A 21,128-nucleotide genomic window follows, 5' to 3' on the forward strand; every position below is an offset into this window, starting at 1 on the left:
CTGATGTGAAGGCCGTGCCCGAGCCTGCGCCGGCCGCGCCCGGCTCATCACCTCCGGTCGTCCGCGTGTCGGCGCACGCGGGTCGGGGTAGTCGGAGCTTGCGGAACTGGAGGAGGCTCAACATGGTTCAAGTCGCAACCGAGCCGGTGATCGTCAAGACCCCCAAGGGCGACCTCGAAGGGGATCTCGTCGTGCCACCGCCTGCTCGGGCGGTGGTTCTTTTCGCGCACGGTTCGGGGAGCTCCCGGCACAGCCCCCGCAACCGCGCGGTTGCAGAGTCGTTGCAGTACTCCGGATTCGGCACCCTGCTGCTGGACCTGCTCACCCCGGAGGAGGCGAAGTTCGACCAGCGGACCCATGAACTGCGCTTCGACATCGAGCTGCTCGCCGAACGGCTGGTGCCCGCGATCGACCAGCTCGACGAGTGGTCGGCCACCAGGCGCATGCCGATAGGGCTGTTCGGCGCCAGCACCGGCGCTGCCGCCGCGCTGAAGGCCGCAGCCCGGCGTCCGGACCGCATCGCCGCCGTGGTGTCGCGCGGCGGCCGCCCGGATCTCGGCGGCGAGGGGCTGGCATCGGTGCAGGCGCCGACGCTGCTGATCGTCGGCGGCGACGACCGCGAGGTGCTCAACCTGAACCGGCAGGCGGCCGAGCTGCTCACGTCGCTGCCGCTGACTGACGTCAAGATCGAGATCGTGCCGCACGCCGGTCACCTCTTCGAAGAGCCCGGCGCGCTGGACCAGGTCGCGGAGCTGGCCGCGAGCTGGTTCCGCAACTACCTCGGCGCCGGGGTCGAGCGCTGGACCGGCCCGGACGGAGGTCACTGGAAGCCGCCGGAACCCCGCCGACGGCCACCGATCGCGTAGTCCTGCACAACCGAATAAGCGGGGATACCGGTCGCCACGGACGCACCGTCACGGACGCTGCGCGCCGTGGCGACCGCTGCGTGCAGCGCGGCCCGGTACAGCAGCGAGCCCGTGCTGATGCGCTGGACGCCGAGCTCCGCGAGGTGCTCGATGCGTTGTCCCGGTTGGAAGAGGATGTTGATCGGCACGTCGATCGCGTCCCGCAGCGCGCGGATGTCGTCGTCCGCGGCCATGCCCGGCACGAAGACGCCGTCCGCACCGGCGGCGGCGTAGCGCTTCGCGCGGTCGATCGTGTCGGCCAGCGACGGTTCGTCGCGCAGCCAGTAGGTGTCGGTGCGGGCGTTGAGGAACAGCTCCGGAACCCGCTCCTTCACCGCGCCGATCAGCTCTTGATGACGCGCCGGGTCACCGAGTTCGTCTTCGAGGTTGATCCCGGCGACGCCCGCCGCGGCCAGTTCCGCGGCCAGCTCCGCGACCTCTCCGGGGCCACCGCCGAAGCCCGATTCGACATCGACGGTGACCGGCCGCGGCAGGTCCGCCAGGCGACGGGCGAGTTCGATCGTCTGCGTGCGCGTACGCCCCTCGCCGTCCGGCAGTCCGTGGGCGGCCGCAACGCCGAGGCTCGTCGTGCCGATCGCCTCGAAACCGGCCTCGACCAGCGCCGCAGCGGAGGCGAAGTCCCAGGCGTTCGGCAGCAGCAACGGCGCGTCGGCGTGGTGCAGCGCGTGGAATTCTCGGAACATGCCCGCACCATAGGACCGGGATGGTTCGGCGGCCGCCGAACCATCGGTGTTGCAGGATGACCGCATGACGATGGCACGCGACGTCGCACAACTGGCCGGACTGCTGGCCGACACGACCCGTGCCGCGTTCTGCCTGGCGATGCTCGACGGCCGGGCGTGGACGGCGACGGAGCTCGCCGTCCACGCCGGGGTCGCCGCCTCGACGGCCAGCGAGCACCTGAACCGGCTGGTCGCGGGCGGTCTGCTGGTCGAACGCCGACAGGGACGGCACCGGTACGTCCAGCTCGCGAACTCGCAGGCGGCGGACCTGCTGGAGGCGTTCATCGGCCACCTGGGGCCGAGCCGGGAACAGCCGCGCGGCCTGCGTGCGGTCGGCGCCTCGGCGGCCCTGGCCCGGGGCCGGACCTGCTACGACCACCTGGCCGGCCGGATCGGGGTCGCGATCGCCGACGGCATGACCGAGGCGGGCCTGCTCGACCAGACCGGCGGATTCGCGATGACCGAGGCGGGCGTGAGCTGGCTGACCGGCGCCCTCGGCATCCCCGCCGCGGACCTCACCGGCACCCGGCGCCCGCTCGCCCGCGCCTGCCTGGACTGGACGGAGCGCCGCTCCCACCTGGCCGGCACGGCCGGAGCCCACCTCCTGCGCAGCTTCTTGGAAAAGGGCTGGATCAAGCGAATAGGAACCGGCCGAGCGGTCCGCCTCACCGAACCGGGCACCGAAGCCCTCCGCGATCTCCTCGCGATCGACGCAACGGCCCGGGGTTTGACGTGAACGCGGACATCTCTGCAGGTCAGTACCCGTGAGCACCTTGTGTCGCCATAGCAGCAAAAAGCACTCACGGCCTGCGACCTGCGGATACCGCACCGAAGCCGGGTACTGACGCAATTTCCATTTACTGAAACTGCACCCATGCGGCAGGCGCAGCCGCGCAGAACGAGACCGGGGATCAGCGGGGCATGCGACGCCAGATCGCCTGCGGCACCAGGCGCATCACCGCGAACACCCAGCGCAGGATCGGCGGCACCCACACCACTCGCCGCCCGCGCCGCAAGGCGTTGACCGTCGCGTCCGCGACCTGGTCTGGCGTGCTGGACCACGGCGCGGGGCTCATGCCCTGGGTCATCCGGCCGATGACGAACCCCGGCCGCACGATCAGCAACCGCACGCCGCTGCCGACCAGCGCGTCGGACAGCCCGTTGGCGAACCCGTCGAGCCCGGCCTTCGCCGACCCGTAGACGTAGTTCGCGCGCCGCACCCGCACGCCCGCGACCGACGAGAACACGACGATCTCGCCACTGCCCTGCTCGCGCAGCAGATTCGCCAGGTGCGTCAGCACGCTGATGTGCGCGACGTAGTCGACGTGCACGATGTCGATCGCGTGCGCCGCGTCCCGCTCGGCCCGCTCCTGGTCGCCGAGCAAGCCGAAGGCGGTCACCGCGACGGCGATCGGCCCGTGCCGGTCGACGATGCCGCGGAGCAGCTCCGCGTGGCTGTCGACGTCCGAGGCGTCGAACTCCACCCGCGCCACGTCGGTGGCTCCGGCCTCGCGGAGCGCGGCCTCCTCGGCGTCCAAGTCCGCCGACCGCCGCGCCGCCAGCACCACGGTGCCGTGCCCGCGCTTGACGAGGCGCTCCGCCACCGCCACACCGATTTCGCTGCGGCCCCCGAGGACCAATACCGCTCCGCTCATCGCCGCAAGTCTGCCATCGGCGCCCCCGCCCGCCTCGCACCGCCGCGTGCTGCCGCGAAAACCCGTCGGTCCGACGACATAAGGTCGCCTCCGGCGAGAGGAAGACGATGACGGTGCTGAGCCTGCGCGAGCTGAACCGCGCGACGCTGGAACGGCAACTGCTGCTGCGCCGCTCCGAGCGATCCGCGGTGGAGGTGATCGACCACCTCGTCGGGATGCAGGCGCAGGCGCCGTTCCCGCCGTACTTCGGCCTGTGGACCCGAATCACCGGGTTCCGGCCCGACGATCTCGCGCAGCGGCTGCTGGATCGCAGCGTGGTCCGCATCGTGCTGATGCGCGGCACCGTCCACCTGGTTTCCGCCGCCGACTGCGTGCTGCTGCGCCCGCTGGTGCAGCCGATCATGGATCGCAGCCTGCGCACGAACAACCAGCACCGGGACGAGATCGCGGACCTGGACCACGTCGAGCTCGCCGCCGCTGCCCGGGAACTGCTCGACGAGCAGCCCAGGACGGCCGCCCAGCTCGGCCCGCTGCTCGCCGAGCGGTGGCCGGACCGGCAGCCGGCCTCGCTGGCGCACGCGGCCCGCTGCCTGTTGCCGCTGGTGCAGGTCCCGCCGCGCGCGATCTGGGGCCGCAGCGGACAACCGGCCTACGCGACGGCCGAAACCTGGCTCGGCCGACCGCTGGCCACCGAACCCGCGATGGAAGACGTCCTGCGCCGCTATCTCGCGGCCTTCGGCCCGGCCACGGTCGCGGACATGCAGACCTGGTCCGGCCTCACGGGCTTGAAGGCCGTCGCGTCGAAGCTGGATCTGCGCAGCTTCCGCGACGAGAACGGCCGCGAGCTGCTCGACCTCCCCGACGCGCCCCGCCCGGATCCCGACGTGCCCAGCCCGCCGCGCTTCCTGCCGCCGTTCGACAACCTGCTGCTCTCGCACAAGGACCGCACCCGCGTCATGCGGGAGGACGACCGAAAGCGCCTGTTCGCCGTCAAGAACGCCGTGCTGCCGGGCACGATCCTGGTCGACGGCTTCCTGCACGGCACCTGGCGGATCGACCGGCAGAAGAACTCCGCGACGCTCCTGGTCGAGCCGTACCGGAAGCTGCCGGAAGGGGACGCCGACGCCATCGAGGCGGAAGGCCGCCGGCTGCTGGAGTTCGCTGAGCCGGATGCCGACCACGACGTCCAGATCGCCGAAGTCGATCAGTAACAGGTGTTTACCTGGCGCATTCGGCGGAATACGCTGCGCTTGATCGTTTCGACCCCGGACCGAGCGGACCCTTCCCCATGGCAACTGCTGACAGGCCGCAGATCGACACCACCAAGCCCAGCATCGCGCGGGTCTACGACGCCTTCGTCGGTGGCAAGGACAACTTCGAGGTGGACCGCCAAGTCCTGCAGCAGATCTTGAAGCTCGCCCCCGAGGCGGTGCAGGTCGGCAGGCAGTGCCGGGCATGGCTGATCCGCGTGGTCCGGTTCCTCTCCGGCCACGCCGGCATCGACCAGTTCCTCGACCTCGGTTCCGGGCTGCCCACCGCGGAGAACACCCACCAGGCGGCGCAGCGGCTCAACGCCGAGGCCCGGGTGGTCTACATCGACAACGACGCGTCGGTCGCGGCGCACGGCCGCGCGCTGCTGGAGGAGAACGACTACACCCACTTCACGGTCGGCGACCTGCGCAATCCCGCGGAGATCCTGTCCGACCCGGTGGTGACCAAGTACCTGGACTTCAGCCGCCCGGTGGCGCTGATCCAGTGCAACACCCTGCACCACGTCACCAACGACGAGGATCCGCAGGGCATCATGTCGGCCTACGTCGACGCGCTGGCGCCTGGCTCCTACCTCGCGATCTCGCACCTGCACAACCCGGCCGACGGCAGCTCGCGGGCCAAGCTCGCGACGGAGTCCCAGCTGCGGTTCAACTCGATGATGGGCAGCTGCTACTACCGCAAGTGGGAAGAGATCCAGGACCTGTTCTGCGGGCTCGAAATGGTCGAGCCCGGCCTGGCGTACCTCTTCGACTGGTGGCCCGACGGCCCGCGCCTCACCGAGCCGACCGACGCCGAGCACAACCTCCTCGGCGGCGTCGCCCGCAAGATCTGAAAGGAAGTAGGGGGGTGTTCCGGCAGCGGCCGGAACACCCCCCTATCTCGTGCCTGGATCAGCCGAGCTGCCGAGAGGTCCAGTGCCGCATGGCGTGCTCGACCAGCGCGATCAGGGTCCGCTTGGTCGACTCCCGGTCCCGGGCGTCGCACGGCCCCATCGGCACGTCCGGGCCGATCGCCATGGCCTCGCGGACCTGTTCGAGCGAGTGCAGCATCCGCCCGTCGAACATGTTCACGCCGACCAGGTAGGGCAGCCCGCGGTCCTCGAAGAAGTCGATCGCCGAGAACGAGTCGGCCAGCCGCCGGGTGTCCACCAGCACGACCGCGCCGATCGCGCCGCGCACCAGGTCGTCCCACATGAACCAGAACCGCTGCTGCCCTGGCGTGCCGAACAGGTACAGGATCAGGTCGGAAGCCAGCGAGATCCGGCCGAAGTCCATCGCCACCGTGGTGGTGGTCTTGTTCGGCGTGGCGCCGAGGTCGTCGACGCCGCGACTGGCCTCCGTCATCACCGCCTCGGTGGTCAACGGCACGATCTCCGACACCGACCCGACGAACGTCGTCTTGCCGACCCCGAAGCCACCCGCGACGACGATCTTCGCCGACGTCGACGTGGTGCTGCCCTGGTTGACGGCCTGCGGCGGCGCGGAGCCGAGTTGGGGCGCGCTAAAGCCGACGGAGTCCACTCAAAACCCTTTCCATCAACACCATGTGTGGTGCGCTACCGCTTTCGCTCACCGTCTGGTGCACGGTGATCAACCCCAGTTCGGCCATGTCGGCCAGGAGCACGCGGGCGACCCCGATCGGCACGGACAACAACGCCCCCACCTCCGCCACCGACCTGGGGTGCTGGCACAGCTCGGCGATCGACTGGTGCTCCAGCCGAACCGCCGCGCCCGGCTGGTACATCTCCCCCGTGGAGACCAGGGTTTCCAGCTCCAGCTTGTGGTTCGACCTGGTGCGCCCGCCGGTCCAGGTGTAGGAGCGGATGCTGGACGCGGCCGGCGCCTCCGGCTCGACGAGTTCGTCCGGGTACGGCTGCCGGTCTTCGTAGTCGCCGTACCCGTCGTCGTACTGGTCCTCGTAGTGCTCGGCGGGCTGTTCCTGCGGCTCGTCCCGCTTGCGCTTCTTGCGCCCGCTGCCGAAGGTGAACCCGTTGACGACGTGGGCGAAGCTGTCGTCCCCCGAGCCGTCCCGTCTTCGGCCCCGCCGTGGGTATTCAGAGCGTCTACTCATCGCATCCTCACACCAGTTGGCCGCTGAACGCGTTCGGTGCCCCCTGCAGCTGCGACCGGATCTCCGGGGTGAGCATCTGGCCGACGCGCTCCACGAGCATGGTCATCTCGTAGGCGACCAGTCCCATGTCGCACTGCGGGGCGGCGAGCACGGTCAGGCACGAACCGTCGCTGATGCCCATCTGCAGCAGGGTGCCGCGATGCATCTCGACGATGGTCTGAACGACCCGTCCGGCCTCGAAGCACTTCGCCGAGCCCTGGGTGAGGCTCAGCAGCCCAGAGGCGACCGCGGCCAGCTGATCGGCCCGGTCCCTGGGCAACTTCGCCGAGGCGGTCAGCACCAGGCCGTCGGCGGACACCACGATCGCGTGCGCCACACCGGCCACGCGCTCGGTGAAGTCAGTGATCAGCCAGCCGAACCTGCGGGAAATCATCTCCTGAGCAGTCATGCAACCTCCTGTTCGTTGCCGCGGTGATCACGCCTTCGCGCTGCGGAATCCATGTCAGCCCTCGTCCGTTGCTCGATGCCGACCACGACTGATACCGCTCTGGAAGTCGGCCAGCCGACCGCGGAGTTGATCCGCGTCGCGCTGGAAGGGCTCGGCCTCGACCGGGCGCTCGGAGTTCGTCACGCTGCCCGGCACCAGGTGCGCCTTCGGGGTCCGGCGCGGCAAGCCTGCCTGGGTGAACGACGCCGGCTGCGGGTTCGCCGCGGCCTCCGCCGCCTCGCGCGCCTTGTCGGCGGCGAAGTTCCAGGCGTCCTCCCCGGAGGTGTCCGGGATCCACGACGATTCGGCGGCCGCCGCGCCGTCCGAACCGGCCGGCTCCGTCCACGGATCCTGCCGTGCGGGCTCCGACGACCAGGAACCCGCCCCGGAGGTCTCCGCGGGCGTTTCCGCGGGGACCTCGGCCGGGTGCCCGAACTGGATCCCGTTCTGGGCCAGCCGCCGGCTGATGTCCTCCGCGCTGCGGGCGGGCTTGTCGGCCGGCGCTTCCGGCTGCTGCCCGCGCGGCACGCGGCGCGGCAGCCCGGACGAGGTGAACGACGGCTCTTCCGGCTGCCGGTCGTCCGGCGGGAAGTCCGAGCTCGACGGGAAGCCCGCCGGTTCGCCCTCCGCGCCGGGCCAGCCGAACTCGTCGGCGTCGGCCCGCTCCTTCGCGTGCGGGTTCTGGCCGGCCGGCTGGAACCACTGGGTCGAGGCCTCGGTGAACAGCGGCGCCGCCGCGGGCCGCTCCGCGGGCGGCTCGGCCTCCGGCCAGTCGACGCCCAGGTCCGGGGACACCGCGCGCGGCTGCTGCGGGATGTCGATCGGCGCGTCGAAGAGGTACTCCGTCGGCGATTCGTCCCGGGTGGGGCCGGGTTCGAAGAGGCTCGCCGGCGCCGGTTCCTGCCACGGCGAGCTGTCCTCCGCCGGTTCGGGCTGCGCACCGCGGCGCGGCAGCACCCCGGAGGTCGGCAGGTCGGTGTGCGAGTGTCCGTTGCGCTGCCCCGGCGGCGTCGTCGCGGGCTGCAGGGCCGGCCCGGATTCGACCGAGACGACGTGCTCGGCCGGGATCATCACGGTCGCCCGAACGCCCTCGACGTCCGGCCCGCCGTGCAGCTCGACGCCGACGGCGTGGCGAACCGCCAGCCGCCCGGCGACGTACAGCCCCATCCGCCGCGAGGTGCCGAGGTCGTCCTCGTCCGCGTGGGCCAGCTGGTCGTTGGCCCGGGCGATCTCCTCGTGCCCCATGCCGATGCCCTGGTCCAGCACGTCGAGCACCACAGTGCCGTCGCCGGACTGGTAGCTGGAGACCGTGACGGTCGTGTCCGGGGCGGAGAAGTTGGCCGCGTTGTCCAGCAGCTCGGCGACCAGCCGCACCAGGTCGCTGGCGGTGTGCCCGCGCAGCTTGACCGCCGGCGGCGGCTGCACCATGACCCGCGGGTACTGCTCGATCTCGGACACGGCGGCGCGCAGCACGTCCGCCAGGTCGGTGGGCTGGGTGAAGCGGCGCGCCAGGTCGCTGCCCGAGAGGACCATCAGGTTCTCGTTGTTGCGCCGCATCCGGGTGGCCAGGTGGTCCAGCTGGAACAACCGCGCGAGCTGGTCCGGGTCTTCCTCGTCCTGCTCCAGCTGCTCGAACAGCCGCAGCTGCCGTTCCAGCAGGCTCTGGCTGCGCCGCGAGATGCTGATGAACACCTCGCCGTAGCCGCGCCGCAGGTCCGCCTGCTCCACCGCGAGCCGCAGCGCCTGCTGGTTCACCTCGTCGAAGGCGCGGGCCAGCTGCCCAACCTCCTCGGTGGTGTCCACCGGGAACGGTTCGATCACGGCGTCGGCGATCCGGCCCTGCCGGATGCTGGCCACCGCCGCGGGCAGCTCGTACTCCGCGGCGTCCAGCGCGCTGCTGCGCAGGTCGCGCAGCGAGCCGAGCAGCTGCCGGGCGATCACGATGATGACCGCGGCGGCGGCGATCAGCGCGGACAGCAGCAACACCGAGTCCCAGCCGGCGGCGTTGCTGGCCTCGTCCTCCAGCTGCGAAGCGGTGGCGCGCACGTCGGCCGCGAGGTCGTCGTGGCCCTGGCCGATCAGCGTGACCGAGGCGTCGGTGGCGGCGTTCCATGCCTCGCGCTGCACCGAGAACCCGCCGGAGAAGATGTTGTCGGTGCTCTCGCGCACTATCGCGTCGAGCATCCGGTTGCGATCCACGATCGCCGGGGCGGTGAGCGTCTGGTCCAGCCGCTGCTGCCAGTGCGCGGCGACGGTGGAGCGCGCGTCGCCGATCTTGCTGAGCAGGCGGGCCCGCGAACCGCTCAGGTTCTCCAGCGCGACCGGTTCGAGGTCGGCTTCGGTCAGCCCGGTCAGCACCCATGCCTGCTGCAGCCGCACTTCTTCGGTCAGGCCCAGCATGTTCTGCAGCGCGGTCGCCGTGCTGGACAGGCTCCGGTCGGCGACGCTGCTGCTCAGCGCGCGGTCGAGGGCCAGCACCGAGTTGATCACGCGGGTGTACTCGCCGATCGCCTTGGCCGGGCCGATCCGGTGCTCGCGGATCTGCTGCCGGAGCTGCCCGAGACCGTCCAGCAGGGGCCGGAGTTCGCCGTAGCGGTCGGCGACGACGCCGGCGTCGACCTCGGACGAGGTGAGGATCTGGCCGAGGTCGGCGACCGCCCGGTCCACCGCGGCGGCCGGCTCCTCGGCCGCGGCGAGGTCACCGTCGCCGACCAGGAACTCGACGGAGCGGGTGCGCTCGTGCTGGACGCCGACGAGCAGCGGCTCGATCTGGTCGACGGCGTTCAGCACGTCCGCGACGCGGCCGTACTCGGCGGCGCGGTCGACCTGCCACCGGATCTGCCCGATACCGAGCGTGATCGCGAAGATGACCGGCACCAGCACGACCGCGCCCAGCTTGGTCGGCAGCGACCAGTTGCGCCACTGCATCACGTTGTCGCGGGCCCGCTCGAATCCGCCCGTGGTCACGAGCGCCCTCCAGGCTGCGATCTCGGGTCCTCGTGCAGGTCAACCAAGGCCTGGACCCTCTCGGGCGAACAATGCGTTAGAGAACGGCGCATGCGTGCGGTCCCGCAATCGTCGTCTGGGGTGTCGGGGGCGAAATCCAGCCGCGGTCGAGCACCACCCGACGCCCGGAAACGGCTTACGGTTCGGGACCGTATCAATGCGTGATCGGATTCACTCAGCGTAACCGCGAGCGTCCCCGGTTGGCGCATTTCGAACACTGGTACCGAACCGTGACCTTCCAGATCGCGCGACTATCTTTCAGTGCCCAAGCACTATAAGGCCCAGGACCGTGGATAGCACCGGGGGCTTTTTCCCATTCCGCTACGACAATCAGGCGATGTCACGCCGAGTGTTCGAACCCGACTCCGCACCCGGTGGCATTTTCACTCGTTCAGCCTAGAGCTCGATAATCCACTTTGGTCACAAGCGGCGCAAAAGACCTGGTCAACAAGATCATGAGGATTGCAGCCAGACCTCTGACCTGGCAATACCGGACAGTAACCAAGCGTCGACGACCGGCATCGCCGAGCCCCGCGAGCCGCTCCGCAACCACCGAAACCCGTGGTGATCACCACACTGTCGATCTCGCGCGACACTGTGGTTAGAATTCCCCGCCACCGCCAGGCCCTTCAGCCGAGCGGCCAACCGCGAAGTTCCAGGAAGGATGCATGAGCAACGCAACGCAATCCGCGCTGCGCGGCGGTCCCCGTGACCAGCCCGGAAATCCGCGGGTGGCCTTCGGTGGAATCGACAAGAGCTCCGTTCGCGCGACTGACGAACGTCCTGATTTCGTCGCTATCCAGCAGAGTCCGGAATTCCGCGCCCTGCGCCGCCGACTGAAATGGTTCGTTTTCCCGGCTACGGCGTTTTTCCTGATCTGGTACATCGGGTACGTGGCGATCGCCGCCTACGCCCGGGAATTCATGGCCCGGCCGCTCATCGGCGAGATCAACGTCGGCCTGGTCATGGGCGTCGGCCAGTTCGTCACCACCCTGGGCCTGACCACGCTCTACGTCCGGTTCGCCCGCCGCCGCATCGACCCCGAGGTCGACCGGATCCGACAGGACGCTGGGGAGTCCGACCAGTGAATGAACCGCAGCTGATCCCGGCCGACAACGCGATCATCAACACCAGCGTCTTCGCGGTGTTCGTGCTGATCACGCTGTTCGTCGTGTACCGGGTGAGCAACCGGGGCACCTCCAGCGACTACTTCGTCGCGGGCAGCTCGTTCAGCGGCGTGCAGAACGGCATCGCGCTCTCCGGCGACTACCTGTCCGCCGCGTCGTTCCTGGGCATCGCCGGGGCGATCGCGGTCTACGGCTACGACGGCTTCCTGTACTCGATCGGCTTCCTGGTCGCCTGGCTGATCAACCTGCTGCTGCTCGCCGAGCGCACCCGCAACACCGGCCGCTTCACCATGGGCGACGTGCTCAGCTTCCGGATGCGCCAGCGCCCGGTGCGGGCCGCGGCGGCGTCCTCGACGCTGGCCATCACGATCATCTACATGATCGCCCAGATCGCCGGCGCGGGCGGCCTGGTCGCCCTGCTGCTCAACGTGAACGGCAAGTTCGGCCAGGCCCTGGTGATCGCCGCGGTCGGCGCGATCATGATGATCTACGTGCTGGTCGGCGGCATGAAGGGCACCACCTGGGTGCAGATCATCAAGGCCGCCATGCTGCTGCTGTCGGTCGTGATGATCACGATCTTCCTGCTCGGCAAGTTCGGCTACAGCTTCACGAACCTGCTGCAGAGCGCCGCCGAGAACAACCCGCACGGCCGCGACATCTTCGCCCCGGGCGTCCAGTACGGAAAGTCCGAGCTCACCAAGCTGGACTTCGTGTCGCTGTCGATGGCCCTGGTGCTCGGCACCGGCGGCCTCCCGCACGTGCTGATGCGGTTCTACACCGTGCCCAACGCCCGCGAGGCCCGCCGCTCGGTGGTCTGGTCGACCTGGGTGGTGGCGACGTTCTACATCTGCACCCTGGTCATCGGCTACGGCGCGGCCGCGCTGGTGGGCACGGACGCGATCCTCGACGCGCCGGGCGCGGAGAACTCCGCCGCCCCGCTGCTCGCCTACCGGATCGGCGGCACGGTGCTGCTGGGCATCATCGCCGCGGTCGCCTTCGCCACGATCCTGGCGGTGGTGGCGGGGTTGACGCTGACCGCATCGGCGTCGTTCGCGCACGACATCTACGCCAACGTGATCCGCCGCGGCGACATCGACTCGGACTCCGTGGTGCGGGTGGCCCGGTTGACGGCGCTGGTGATCGGCGTGGCCTCGATCCTCGGCGGCGTCCTCGTCATCGGGCAGAACATCGCGTTCCTGGTCGGCCTGGCGTTCGCGTTCGCCGCCTCGGCGAACCTGTCCACGCTGCTGTACTCGCTGTTCTGGAGGCGGTTCAACACCACCGGCACGCTGTGGGGCATCTACAGCGGACTCGGCTCCTGCCTGCTGCTGGTGATCTTCTCGCCGGTGCTGTCCGGCTCGCCGGACTCGATCATCCCGAGCCTGGACTTCGCCTTCTTCCCGCTGAAGAACCCGGGCATCGTGTCCATCCCGGTCTCGTTCATCTGCGGCATCATCGGCACCTTCGTGGGCAAGGAAGCGGTCGACGAAGAACGCCAGGCGGAGATGGAGGTCCGCGCCCTGACCGGCATCGGCTCCCGAGTCGGCTGAACCCCGGCTGGATTCCAGGCTCGTCCTGCGTGGCGGTGCGGGTAGCGGAAGCGCAGCCGCCGTCTGGACTCCGGGATCCCCGACGCACGTATGACCCGGGCTGTCCTCGCCAGACGCCCCTGAGTTGCGAGGGTGGGCCAAGCCTCGCGGTCCCATCTGGATCGTGCTTTGAAGCAGCCACGAACAAGTGTTGGAAGTGCTCGAGAACGGCCCCGGGACCTCGGTGTCCCGGGGTCGTTCTCGTCTGCACGCACCGCAGCGGTGGCCCGACCGGTGCTAACCCACAGGTGGGCTTCACCGCGCCCCCGATCGCCATGGGTCACCGGCAGTCCGGTCGCCGTGCCCAATTGCGCTCTACCCAATCGGATACTGCCGGGCGGCCGCAATTCTCCATAAAATGGAACTGCCCGCCAACGGGGCGCTTCGGCAATAGCAGGGGGCAATGGGAAGCGGTCCGGTGGGCGAATCGGGGGGTATTCCATGCGAACGGTTCGCAATGCACTGCTCGCTGCGGTCACCGCCGCCGTCCTGCCCATGTCCGGGCTGGGCACCCAGGTCGTCATCATCGCGGCCGAAGTCAAGAACGGCCTGGTCGAGCTGGTCCAGAAGGCTTCCCACGGCCGGTCGGGCGACTTCCGCGAGCCCGGGGTGCTGATCCGCTCGGCGCCCGATACCGGCAGCGCCGCACGCGGCGTGGGAAATCCCGGCGACGACGTCAGCATTCGCCAGGCGACGAGCGGGGAATCCGTCCGCTGCCCGGACGGATCGGCGAATTCGGAATGGTTCGACATCACGAATCGCCGCACCCGCGTCAGCGGATTCGTCAGCGGCTGCTTCCTGTGATCGAGCCGCATTCGGCCGCCGGGAATGGGCGGGTCAGAAATCCTGGTCCGATCCGCGCAGCCCGGCCGGCCGCAACCGCCGCAGGCGCACGTGCCGCGCGAGCCTGATCATCGGCCGCACCGCGAGCTCGCAGCTGCCCAACAGGAACAGCCAGGTGCCCGCGGTCGCCGTGGATTCGTGGAAGAACAGCAGGCTGCCGACGGCGAACCAGATGGCGATCAGGAAGTCGTTGACGATGCTGATGACCTCGTACCGCCGCCGGATCAGCAGCTCCTCGCGCCCGATCCGCAGCACCAACGGGCCCGACTCGGCCGGATCTCGCATGATCCGATTGTCCGCGAACCGGGCGAACTCCGCAGGTCAGCAGGGCTACACGACGGCAACAGCGGCCGCTCGCCCGGCCTGCCGGCCGGAGAACAGGCAGCCGCCGAGGAACGTGCCCTCCAGCGCCCGGTACCCGTGCACACCGCCGCCGCCGAAGCCCGCGACCTCCCCGGCCGCGTAGAGCCCGGGCAGCGGCTCGCCCGAATCCTGCAGGACCCGGCCGGACAGGTCGGTCTCCAGCCCGCCCAGCGTCTTGCGGGTCAGGATGGACAGCCGCACGGCGATCAGCGGCCCGGCGGCCGGGTCCAGCAGCCGGTGCGGCTCGGCGACCCGGATCATCCGGTCGACCACGTAGCGGCGGGCCGCGCGGATGGCGATGACCTGCTCGTCCTTGCCCAGCCCCGATTCGACCTGGCGGTCCCGGGCGACGATCTCGCGTTCCAGCGCGGCCGCGTCGATCAGCGGCTCGCCGACCAGGTCGTTCATCCCGCGCACCAGCTCCGGCACGGTGCGCCGGACGACGAAGTCGGGACCGCGGCGAACGAACTCGGCGACCGGCCCCGGCGTGGCGCCGCCGCCGCGCTGGAGCAGCTTGCGGATGCTGCGGTCGGTCAGGTCCGGGTTCTGCTCGGAGCCGGACAGCGCGAACTCGCGGCTGATGATGCGCCGGTTGAGCACGAACCAGGTGTAATCGTGGCCGGTCCGCACGATGTGCTCCATCGTGCCGAGGGTGTCGAAGCCCGGGAACAGCGGCGAGGGCAGCCGGCGGCCCTCCGCGTCCACCCACAGCGGCGACGGGCCGGACAGGATCCGGATGCCGTGCTTGCTCCAGATCGGCGCGTAGTTGCGGATTCCCTCGGTGTAGTGCCACATCCGGTCCGGGTTGATGATGTGCCCACCGCTGCGGGACACCACCTCCAGCATCCGCCCGTCCACGTGGTCGGGCACCCCGGCGATCATCTCCTTCGGCGGCTCGCCGTAGCGCTTGGGCCAGTTCCTGCGCACCAGGTCCAGATTGCCGCCGATGCCGCCGGACGCGACGACCACGGCCTGCGCGTGCAGCTCGAAATCGCCTGCCACGTCGCGAGAACTCGGCTGCCCGCGCTCCGCCGCGCTCGGCACGAGCACTTCGCCGCGCACGCCGGTCACCGCTCCGCCGCTGGTGATCAGCTCGCTGACGCGGTGCCGGAACCGGAACGACACCAGGCCGCACTCGGCCGCCTCCCGCACGCGGCGGATGAACGGGGCGAGCACCCCGGGACCGGTGCCCCAGGTGACGTGGAACCGCGGCACGGAGTTGCCATGCCCGGTGGCCAGGTGGCCGCCGCGCTCGGCCCATTGCACCAGTGGGAAGAACCGCACGCCCTGCTCGACCAGCCAGGCGCGCTTCTCCCCGGCGGCGAAGTCCACGTAGGCCTCCGCCCACTGCCGGGGCCAGTGGTCCTCGGGCCGGTCGAACCCGGCGGAGCCGAGCCAGTCCTGGAGGGCCAGCTCGTGGGAGTCGCGGACGCCCAGCCTGCGCTGTTCCGGGGAGTCCACCAGGAACAGGCCGCCGAACGACCAGTGCGCCTGGCCGCCCAGGGAGGCTTCAGGTTCCTGGTCGACCAGGATGACCCGGCGGCCCGCGTCGGCCAGCTCGGCGGTGGCGACCAGACCGGCCAGGCCGGCGCCCACCACGATGACATCAGCGTCCAACGTCACTGCCGACCTCCGCACTACCGAGTGGTAACCGAGTGCCTGTATACCTCAGTCGGGGGCGCTCCGACAGCCCGTCCGGCCGATCGTCGCGGCGCCGCGACATTGCGCGCAGGCGCGGAATTCCACTCGGTCGGGGTGTATCCAGCAAATTTGCTGGCATTCCGATCCGCGCTTCGGGAATCTTGTTTTCAGCGCGCCGATTTCGGCCGCGATCCACTCATTGTCCGTTCATGAAAGGGTTTTCGCATGTCCAAGTGCGCTTCTCCCGCCGCGTCGCGCCGAATCGCGATCCGCCCGTCCGCCCGGCGAGGAGCCTGGCGGAGCGGCCTCCGGAGAATAGTCGTCCCGGTGCTGTCCGTCCTCGCCGCGATCGCGGTCGGTGCGGGCGGAGCGTACGCCGCGCCACCTGGAAATCTTTGCCCCGCAGGGTCTTTCTGCAGTTGGCCGGAGGAGAACTTCGCCGGCCAGGCACATGAGGTCGGCCTCCAGGCGACCTCGTTGGAGCAGTGCGTCCGGCTGCAGCAGGGCATGGAGGCGCGGTCCTTCGCGAACAGCACCGGCCACCCGGTGACGGTCTACCAGGACCCCGACTGCGACACCGAAGCGGAATTCAGCACGTATCCAACGGGTTCCCAGAATCCACGGGCGACTTACGTCGCGCGAGCAATCAAGATCTGGTCGCACTGACCGGCGAGAACCTGCCCCGACACGCAATTCGCGGCGCAGGCGGAATCTCAGACGCCGTCGACGACATCCCGTTCGCGCATTCACCGATGCGCGGCGCCGATGCCGTCCTCCCGAGGCGACGCCTGAGAACCCGCCGCAGGAACCACGCGTCGCACCGATTCCCGGCAGGAACTCAGCGGACCAGGTCCCGCATCAGCTCCAGCAGGCGTTCGGCGGAGTTGGCCCAGGTGAACTTCGCCGCCTGACCGCGAGCCGCGGCGATCAGATCCGCACGCGTCCGGGGATCCTCCACGGCACGCACCGCGGCGGCGAAGTCCTTCGACGACCCCGGATCGAAGAACCTCGCGTGTCCCCCGGTCACCTCGTGGAAGATCTCCAGGTCGCTGCAGACCACCGGCGTCCCCGCGTTCATCGCCTCGATGATCGGCAGCCCGAAACCCTCGTCCCGCGAAGCGGTCACCAAGGCGCTCGCCCTACCGAGCAGCGCCTGGTAGTCGCTTTCGCTGATGCCCTGCCAGAAAACGACATCGGAGTCCGGAGGCAGCTGCGCGCGCAATTCCGCCTCGCGCGCGGCTGCGATCCGGCTGACCAGGTGCAACCGGTGTCCCGGAAGGAGAGCCATGCCCGCGATCAACGTTTCCACGTTCTTGTACGGCATGAACGAGCCCATGTACACGAGCTCCCGCGGCCCGCCCGGCTCCGCGCCGGAATCGACGCCGGGATCCCCGTTTTCGGCGTCCTCCGACGGCGGCGACGGTGCATTGTGGACAACCGTCACCGAGCGCCGGGTGAGCCGGTGTTCCTCGATGAGCTTGCGGGTCGTCCCGCTGACCGTGACCACCGCGTCCGCCCGGTTGAGCATGACCCGCTGCGGCCAGAACGCCTTGTGGTAGAGCCGCCACGCGATGCGCACCGGCAGCGGCAGGAAGCCCGGCGGCTTCGGGTGCCGGTAGTAGATCAGGTCGTGCAGCGTGAGGACGAGCCGGTAGTCGCGCCGGAACCCGCCGATCACCTGCATCGGGCTGAACACGACGTCCGCACCGAGCCGGTTGAGCGTGCGGGAGAGCCACAACTCCCGCGGCGAGAAAGGGCTGTTGACCTTCACGTGCGGAACCCCGGACGGCAGCAGCCGCAGCTGCCGCTCGTCATGGATCAACATCGTCACCGGATGGAGGTGGTGCAATGCCTCGATCAAGCTCGCGCCGAAACGGCTGATCCCGTCGTGCTGATCGGTTCGCGTCCAACGCGCGTCGACGAAGACCTTCATCGTCGCCGCCCCGGCCTCGCCCGAACGCTGGCCGGAGGTACCGCTCCTGTGCTGTCCGAGGCCGTTCATGGCGTTCCGAGGAAACGTCGGATCGCTTCGGCCGCCGGTGCCGGCGTCTCGTAGTGCACCAGGTGGCCGACGTTCGGAATCACCACGAGTTCGGCGTCCGCGAGCCGAGCCGCCAGCGCGCGCTGGCCGGCCAGGGGCGCGATCTCGTCGGACTCCCCCGCGATCAGCAGGGTCGGCATCCTGAGCTCGTCGACGTGGTCCGCGACGGTGTGAGTCACCGAAGCCTCGAAGGTCTCGCTGAGCAGCGCCGGGCTGTGGAAGCGGCTGAAGTACCGCAGGTGGTTCTCGTCGATGAACCCGCGCAGCTGCTTGTCCTTCGTCCGCGTCATCGCCCGGCTCGCGGCGAGCACGACCCACCTGTTGCTCAGCAACGAGTGCCCGGCCCGGAGCGGCAGCCGCTTGCCCAGCGAGTAGTAGGCGGAGGTCAGCCCGGACAGCACCACGCGGGGCCCGCGCAGCGCGGGCGTCGAGATCGGGTTGATCAGCACCAGGCGCCGGACGAGTTCCGGCGAGGCGGCGGCGACGCGCGACGCCACGATCGAGCCGAAGGAGTGCCCGAGCAGCACCACCGGCCGGGTCCGGCCGCCGAGCCGCTCGATGAGTTCGGTGATGACGTGCGCGTAACCGGCGACGTCGTGCCGTCGCCCGGTCATCGGCCCGGAGTCCCCGAACCCGGGCAGGTCCGGGATCACGACGCGCTGGTCAGGCAGGCCCGCCGCGACGAGTTCCAGGCCGTGGTGGGTACCGCGCAGGCCGTGCACCATCACCACCGCCTCGGCTGCGTCGACCGGTTCGGTAGGCGCGACCGGCGAGGTGGAACCGCTCTCTGCGAGGTGGTCGCGGTAGACCCAGTAGTGCAGCTCGGCGCCGCTGATGTGCTCCACCCGCTCCGCGGGCTGGAGTTCCGGGACGATCATGGTGGGTCAGCTCGCCAGCTCGGTGCGGATCTCGTCGAGCTCGACGGTGCCCTCCGGGTCCGTCACGTGGTGGTAGATCGCCTCGAACCGGCCCAAGATCTCGTCGATGTCGTGGCGGGACACCAGCCGCTCGCTGGCCGCGCCCATCCGGTCGATCGTCGCGCGATCGCTGATCACGTCGTCGATCGCCCGGGCCAGGGCGTGCACGTCCCGCGGCGGGTAGAGCCAGCCGTTCTCGCCCGGCTGCACGAGGTGCGGCAGGGCCATGGCGTTGGCCAGCACCACCGGGGTGCCCGCCGACATGGCTTCCATGGTGGCCAGGCTCTGCAGCTCGGCGATGCTGGGCATGCAGAACAGGTCCGCGCGGGCGTAGGCGTCCAGGAGTTCGTCATCGCTGAGGAACCCGTGGAAGTGCACCCGGTCGGCGATGCCGAGTTCCACCGCGAGCTGCTCGAAGGCGTCACGCCGGCTGCCGTTGCCGACGATCTCCAACCGCGTCGGCACCTCGGTGCGCAGCAGCACCATGGCCCGCAGCAGGTCGTCGATGTGCTTCTCCTCGTCGAGGCGCCCGACGAACAGCACGGTGCGGGTGGCCGGATCCGGGTGCTGCTTGCGGTAGCTCCGGGCCCGCCGCCGGTACCGCGCGACGTCGATGCCGCAGGAGACCGGCAGCGCCAGGTCGGTGAACCCGTTCTCCTGCAGCAGCTGGACGGCGCGCGGGGTCGGCGCGGTGACGAGCTGCGCCTTCCCGTAGTGCTTGACCAGGTTGTGCCACAGCAGGCGGCCGGCCGCCTGCTGGAGGAACTCCGGGACCTTGAAGTAGCCGAAGATGTTCTCCGGCATGAAGTGGTTGGTGGCGATCAGCCCGATGTCCCGGCGGCGCGCCGAGTTGATCAGGCCGCGGCAGATGAAGAAGTGCGATTGCACGTGCACGACGTCGGGCTGGATCTCGGCGATCAGCCGGTCCGCCTGGCGGGCCTGCCAAGGGAGGAGGCCCCGGATCGACGGGTGAAACGGCGAGCCGTAGGAGCCGACGCGGTGCACGGTCACGCCGTCCTCGACCTCGGAGCGCGACTCCCGGTCGGTCGAGTGGCAGACGACGTGCACGTCGTGGCCGCGACCGGACAGCCCGGTCGCCAGGCGGTGGCCGAAGTTCGCCGCCCCGTTCACGTCGGGGGGGTACGTGGTCGCGCCGACCACGATCCGCATCGGGCGCCTGCTAGGCGGTTGCGAAGTCAAGTGGAACTCCCGTCAGGACGATCTGTCGAACTCGGTCCGGCAAGATCACTGCTGCTGTTCGCAGTGTTCGGTGAGGTCGCAGTGTTCGTTGAGGTCGCAATGGTCACGGTGGTCGAGGGGAGCGAAGCGGCGGCGGGTGCGCTCCGCTCCTGGGTGTCGGGGTGGTAGCGGGCCAGCGCGAAGACGCCCGCGCAGGCCACGACGGCGCACAGGACCTCACCGACGGCGGTCCAGCTGCCGACCTGATCGGCCTCGCCGAGCAGGCCGATGCCCAGCCCCACCGCCACCAGCGGATCGATCACGGTCAGGCAGGCCACCACGAGGTCCGGCGGGCCACTGGCGTACCCGTGCTGCAGCAGCCAGCCGCCGACGACCATCGCGACGACGATGCCGAGCAGCGGCAGCGGGTTGATGTCCAGCAGCTCGGTCGTGCCCAGCTGCTGAGCCACCGCCCGCATCAGCACCGACACGTACCCGTACGCCACCGCGCAACCGGCGGCGAAGAGGATGCAACGAGCCTTCGAGCGGGTCAGCATCGCGAGCACGCCCAGCGCCAGGATCGCGCCGGCCACCAGCTGCGTCGCCAGCAACTGCGCGTCACCGGCGATCGGGGTGGCCGTCGCGCTGCCCGCGGCGAGGAAGACGAAGGCACCGACGCCGCCAGTGGCCGCGACCACCGACAGCGCGACGCTGGGCTTGAGGTCCCGGGCGGTGATGCCTTGCTGCCTGAGGTTCAGCAGGACGGTGATCGGCAGCGCCAGCACGCCGACCGGCTGCACCACGCTCAGCGGTGCCAGGCCGAGCGCGCAGGCGTGCAGGACGGTGCCGCTGCCGAGCGCGGCGAGGCCGCCCAGCCAACGGGGGTTGCGGATGAGCTGGGCCTGGCTGCGGAGGCCGAGCCCGCGGCCGTCCATCGCGTCGTGCACAGCAGCGTGCTGCAGCCTCGCCCCCACGGCATATCCGCAGGCCCCCAATGCAGCGAGCAGTACCGCGAGCGCAGTCATCGTGGACCACGTCCCGCGACGGTGGCCGGATGGTGCTGCACGACCGGATCAGTCCTCTTCACCAGGCTGCGGGAACGTTCGGTTACCGAACACCCTAGTGCGCGATCCATGACACGTCCTGCTGTCGAGCCCCGCGGCGTCCGCCACGTCGGCCTGCTACCAGTATCGGGCTCCGAACCCGCTGATTCCCGCCTTCGCTGTCCGTCCACACCGCTCAATCTCGCGTCTCGCGAGTCCGACTCACATCCGGGGCCGGACCCCCAAT

Annotated in this window: 20 protein-coding genes; 8 read left to right on the forward strand and 12 right to left on the reverse strand. The window is 70.0% G+C overall.

All coding sequences use genetic code 11. The features are described 5' to 3' along the window. Positions 1-122 precede the first annotated feature (122 nt). A complete protein-coding gene (locus BLW84_RS29900) occupies positions 123-866 on the forward strand; it encodes a dienelactone hydrolase family protein (protein ID WP_093271991.1) in 744 nt (247 codons plus the stop codon). On the opposite strand, the gene BLW84_RS29905 is transcribed toward BLW84_RS29900, so the two are convergent. Further along, positions 821-1,609 carry an isocitrate lyase/PEP mutase family protein gene (locus tag BLW84_RS29905; RefSeq protein ID WP_093271993.1) on the reverse strand — a complete coding sequence of 263 codons (789 nt, stop codon included), beginning with the start codon at positions 1,607-1,609 and terminating at the stop codon, positions 821-823. The genes BLW84_RS29900 and BLW84_RS29905 overlap by 46 nt on opposite strands. A gap of 64 nt (positions 1,610-1,673) precedes the next feature. Between BLW84_RS29905 and BLW84_RS29910 the strand changes: the two genes are divergently transcribed. Next, positions 1,674-2,384: an ArsR/SmtB family transcription factor gene (locus BLW84_RS29910; RefSeq protein ID WP_093271996.1), complete on the forward strand. Its 711-nt coding sequence runs from the start codon at positions 1,674-1,676 to the stop codon at positions 2,382-2,384. A gap of 175 nt (positions 2,385-2,559) precedes the next feature. Here BLW84_RS29910 and dprE2 read toward each other — a convergent pair whose 3' ends face one another. Continuing rightward, positions 2,560-3,303: a decaprenylphospho-beta-D-erythro-pentofuranosid-2-ulose 2-reductase gene (gene dprE2, locus BLW84_RS29915; RefSeq protein ID WP_093271998.1), complete on the reverse strand. Its 744-nt coding sequence runs from the start codon at positions 3,301-3,303 to the stop codon at positions 2,560-2,562. Between the two features lie 107 nt (positions 3,304-3,410). On the opposite strand from dprE2, the gene BLW84_RS29920 reads away from it, so the two are divergent. Both BLW84_RS29920 and BLW84_RS29925 read left to right on the forward strand, forming a co-directional pair. Continuing rightward, the gene (locus tag BLW84_RS29920; RefSeq protein WP_093272001.1) at positions 3,411-4,514 is read left to right on the forward strand and encodes a winged helix DNA-binding domain-containing protein; all 1,104 of its coding nucleotides are present in this window, start codon (positions 3,411-3,413) and stop codon (positions 4,512-4,514) included. Between the two features lie 77 nt (positions 4,515-4,591). Further along, a complete protein-coding gene (locus tag BLW84_RS29925; protein ID WP_093272005.1) occupies positions 4,592-5,407 on the forward strand; it encodes an SAM-dependent methyltransferase in 816 nt (271 codons plus the stop codon). A gap of 58 nt (positions 5,408-5,465) precedes the next feature. Here BLW84_RS29925 and BLW84_RS29930 read toward each other — a convergent pair whose 3' ends face one another. Genes BLW84_RS29930 through BLW84_RS29945 form a run of 4 tightly spaced genes read right to left on the reverse strand, consistent with a single transcriptional unit; the run spans position 5,466 to position 10,099 of the window. Then, the gene (locus tag BLW84_RS29930; protein ID WP_093272008.1) at positions 5,466-6,095 is read right to left on the reverse strand and encodes a GTP-binding protein; all 630 of its coding nucleotides are present in this window, start codon (positions 6,093-6,095) and stop codon (positions 5,466-5,468) included. Beyond that, positions 6,076-6,645 carry a DUF742 domain-containing protein gene (locus BLW84_RS29935; RefSeq protein WP_093272011.1) on the reverse strand — a complete coding sequence of 190 codons (570 nt, stop codon included), beginning with the start codon at positions 6,643-6,645 and terminating at the stop codon, positions 6,076-6,078. The genes BLW84_RS29930 and BLW84_RS29935 overlap by 20 nt, the downstream gene beginning before the upstream one ends. A 7-nt stretch (positions 6,646-6,652) precedes the next feature. Next, complete coding sequence (locus BLW84_RS29940) at positions 6,653-7,093, reverse strand: roadblock/LC7 domain-containing protein (protein ID WP_093272013.1); 441 nt, start codon at positions 7,091-7,093, stop codon at positions 6,653-6,655. 54 nt (positions 7,094-7,147) lie between these two features. Beyond that, positions 7,148-10,099 (reverse strand): nitrate- and nitrite sensing domain-containing protein, encoded by a 2,952-nt coding sequence (locus BLW84_RS29945; protein WP_245761483.1) that lies wholly within the window; start codon positions 10,097-10,099, stop codon positions 7,148-7,150. Between the two features lie 707 nt (positions 10,100-10,806). On the opposite strand from BLW84_RS29945, the gene BLW84_RS29950 reads away from it, so the two are divergent. From BLW84_RS29950 to BLW84_RS29960, 3 genes are all read left to right on the forward strand, one after another. Continuing rightward, the gene (locus tag BLW84_RS29950; RefSeq protein ID WP_093272018.1) at positions 10,807-11,226 is read left to right on the forward strand and encodes a DUF485 domain-containing protein; all 420 of its coding nucleotides are present in this window, start codon (positions 10,807-10,809) and stop codon (positions 11,224-11,226) included. After that, positions 11,223-12,815, forward strand: coding sequence for a solute symporter family protein (locus BLW84_RS29955; protein WP_093272021.1), 1,593 nt, complete (start codon positions 11,223-11,225; stop codon positions 12,813-12,815). Before BLW84_RS29950 ends, BLW84_RS29955 begins: the two co-directional genes overlap by 4 nt. Before the next feature lie 480 nt (positions 12,816-13,295). Next, the gene (locus BLW84_RS29960) at positions 13,296-13,658 is read left to right on the forward strand and encodes a hypothetical protein (RefSeq protein WP_093272024.1); all 363 of its coding nucleotides are present in this window, start codon (positions 13,296-13,298) and stop codon (positions 13,656-13,658) included. 33 nt (positions 13,659-13,691) lie between these two features. Here the strand turns inward: BLW84_RS29960 and BLW84_RS29965 are convergent, their stop codons facing one another. Together BLW84_RS29965 and BLW84_RS29970 are read right to left on the reverse strand one after the other, a co-directional pair. Then, positions 13,692-13,982 (reverse strand): YrhK family protein, encoded by a 291-nt coding sequence (locus BLW84_RS29965; RefSeq protein WP_093272027.1) that lies wholly within the window; start codon positions 13,980-13,982, stop codon positions 13,692-13,694. A gap of 45 nt (positions 13,983-14,027) precedes the next feature. After that, complete coding sequence (locus BLW84_RS29970; protein ID WP_093272029.1) at positions 14,028-15,683, reverse strand: FAD-binding dehydrogenase; 1,656 nt, start codon at positions 15,681-15,683, stop codon at positions 14,028-14,030. A gap of 345 nt (positions 15,684-16,028) precedes the next feature. On the opposite strand from BLW84_RS29970, the gene BLW84_RS29975 reads away from it, so the two are divergent. Continuing rightward, the gene (locus BLW84_RS29975; protein WP_177226765.1) at positions 16,029-16,367 is read left to right on the forward strand and encodes a peptidase inhibitor family I36 protein; all 339 of its coding nucleotides are present in this window, start codon (positions 16,029-16,031) and stop codon (positions 16,365-16,367) included. A 172-nt stretch (positions 16,368-16,539) separates the two neighbouring features. On the opposite strand, the gene BLW84_RS29980 is transcribed toward BLW84_RS29975, so the two are convergent. Genes BLW84_RS29980 through BLW84_RS29995 form a run of 4 tightly spaced genes read right to left on the reverse strand, consistent with a single transcriptional unit; the run spans position 16,540 to position 20,863 of the window. Beyond that, entirely contained in the window at positions 16,540-17,703 is a 1,164-nt protein-coding gene (locus tag BLW84_RS29980) for a glycosyltransferase family 4 protein (protein WP_245761484.1), read from the reverse strand. Beyond that, positions 17,700-18,620, reverse strand: coding sequence for an alpha/beta fold hydrolase (locus BLW84_RS29985; protein ID WP_093272034.1), 921 nt, complete (start codon positions 18,618-18,620; stop codon positions 17,700-17,702). The genes BLW84_RS29980 and BLW84_RS29985 overlap by 4 nt, the downstream gene beginning before the upstream one ends. A gap of 6 nt (positions 18,621-18,626) precedes the next feature. Next, positions 18,627-19,829, reverse strand: coding sequence for a glycosyltransferase (locus BLW84_RS29990; protein WP_245761485.1), 1,203 nt, complete (start codon positions 19,827-19,829; stop codon positions 18,627-18,629). Between the two features lie 26 nt (positions 19,830-19,855). After that, positions 19,856-20,863 carry a DMT family protein gene (locus tag BLW84_RS29995; protein WP_093272039.1) on the reverse strand — a complete coding sequence of 336 codons (1,008 nt, stop codon included), beginning with the start codon at positions 20,861-20,863 and terminating at the stop codon, positions 19,856-19,858. Positions 20,864-21,128: the final 265 nt, after the last annotated feature.

The organism is Saccharopolyspora shandongensis (assembly GCF_900106995.1).
In the GTDB taxonomy this organism is placed as follows: Bacteria; Actinomycetota; Actinomycetes; order Mycobacteriales; family Pseudonocardiaceae; genus Saccharopolyspora; species Saccharopolyspora shandongensis.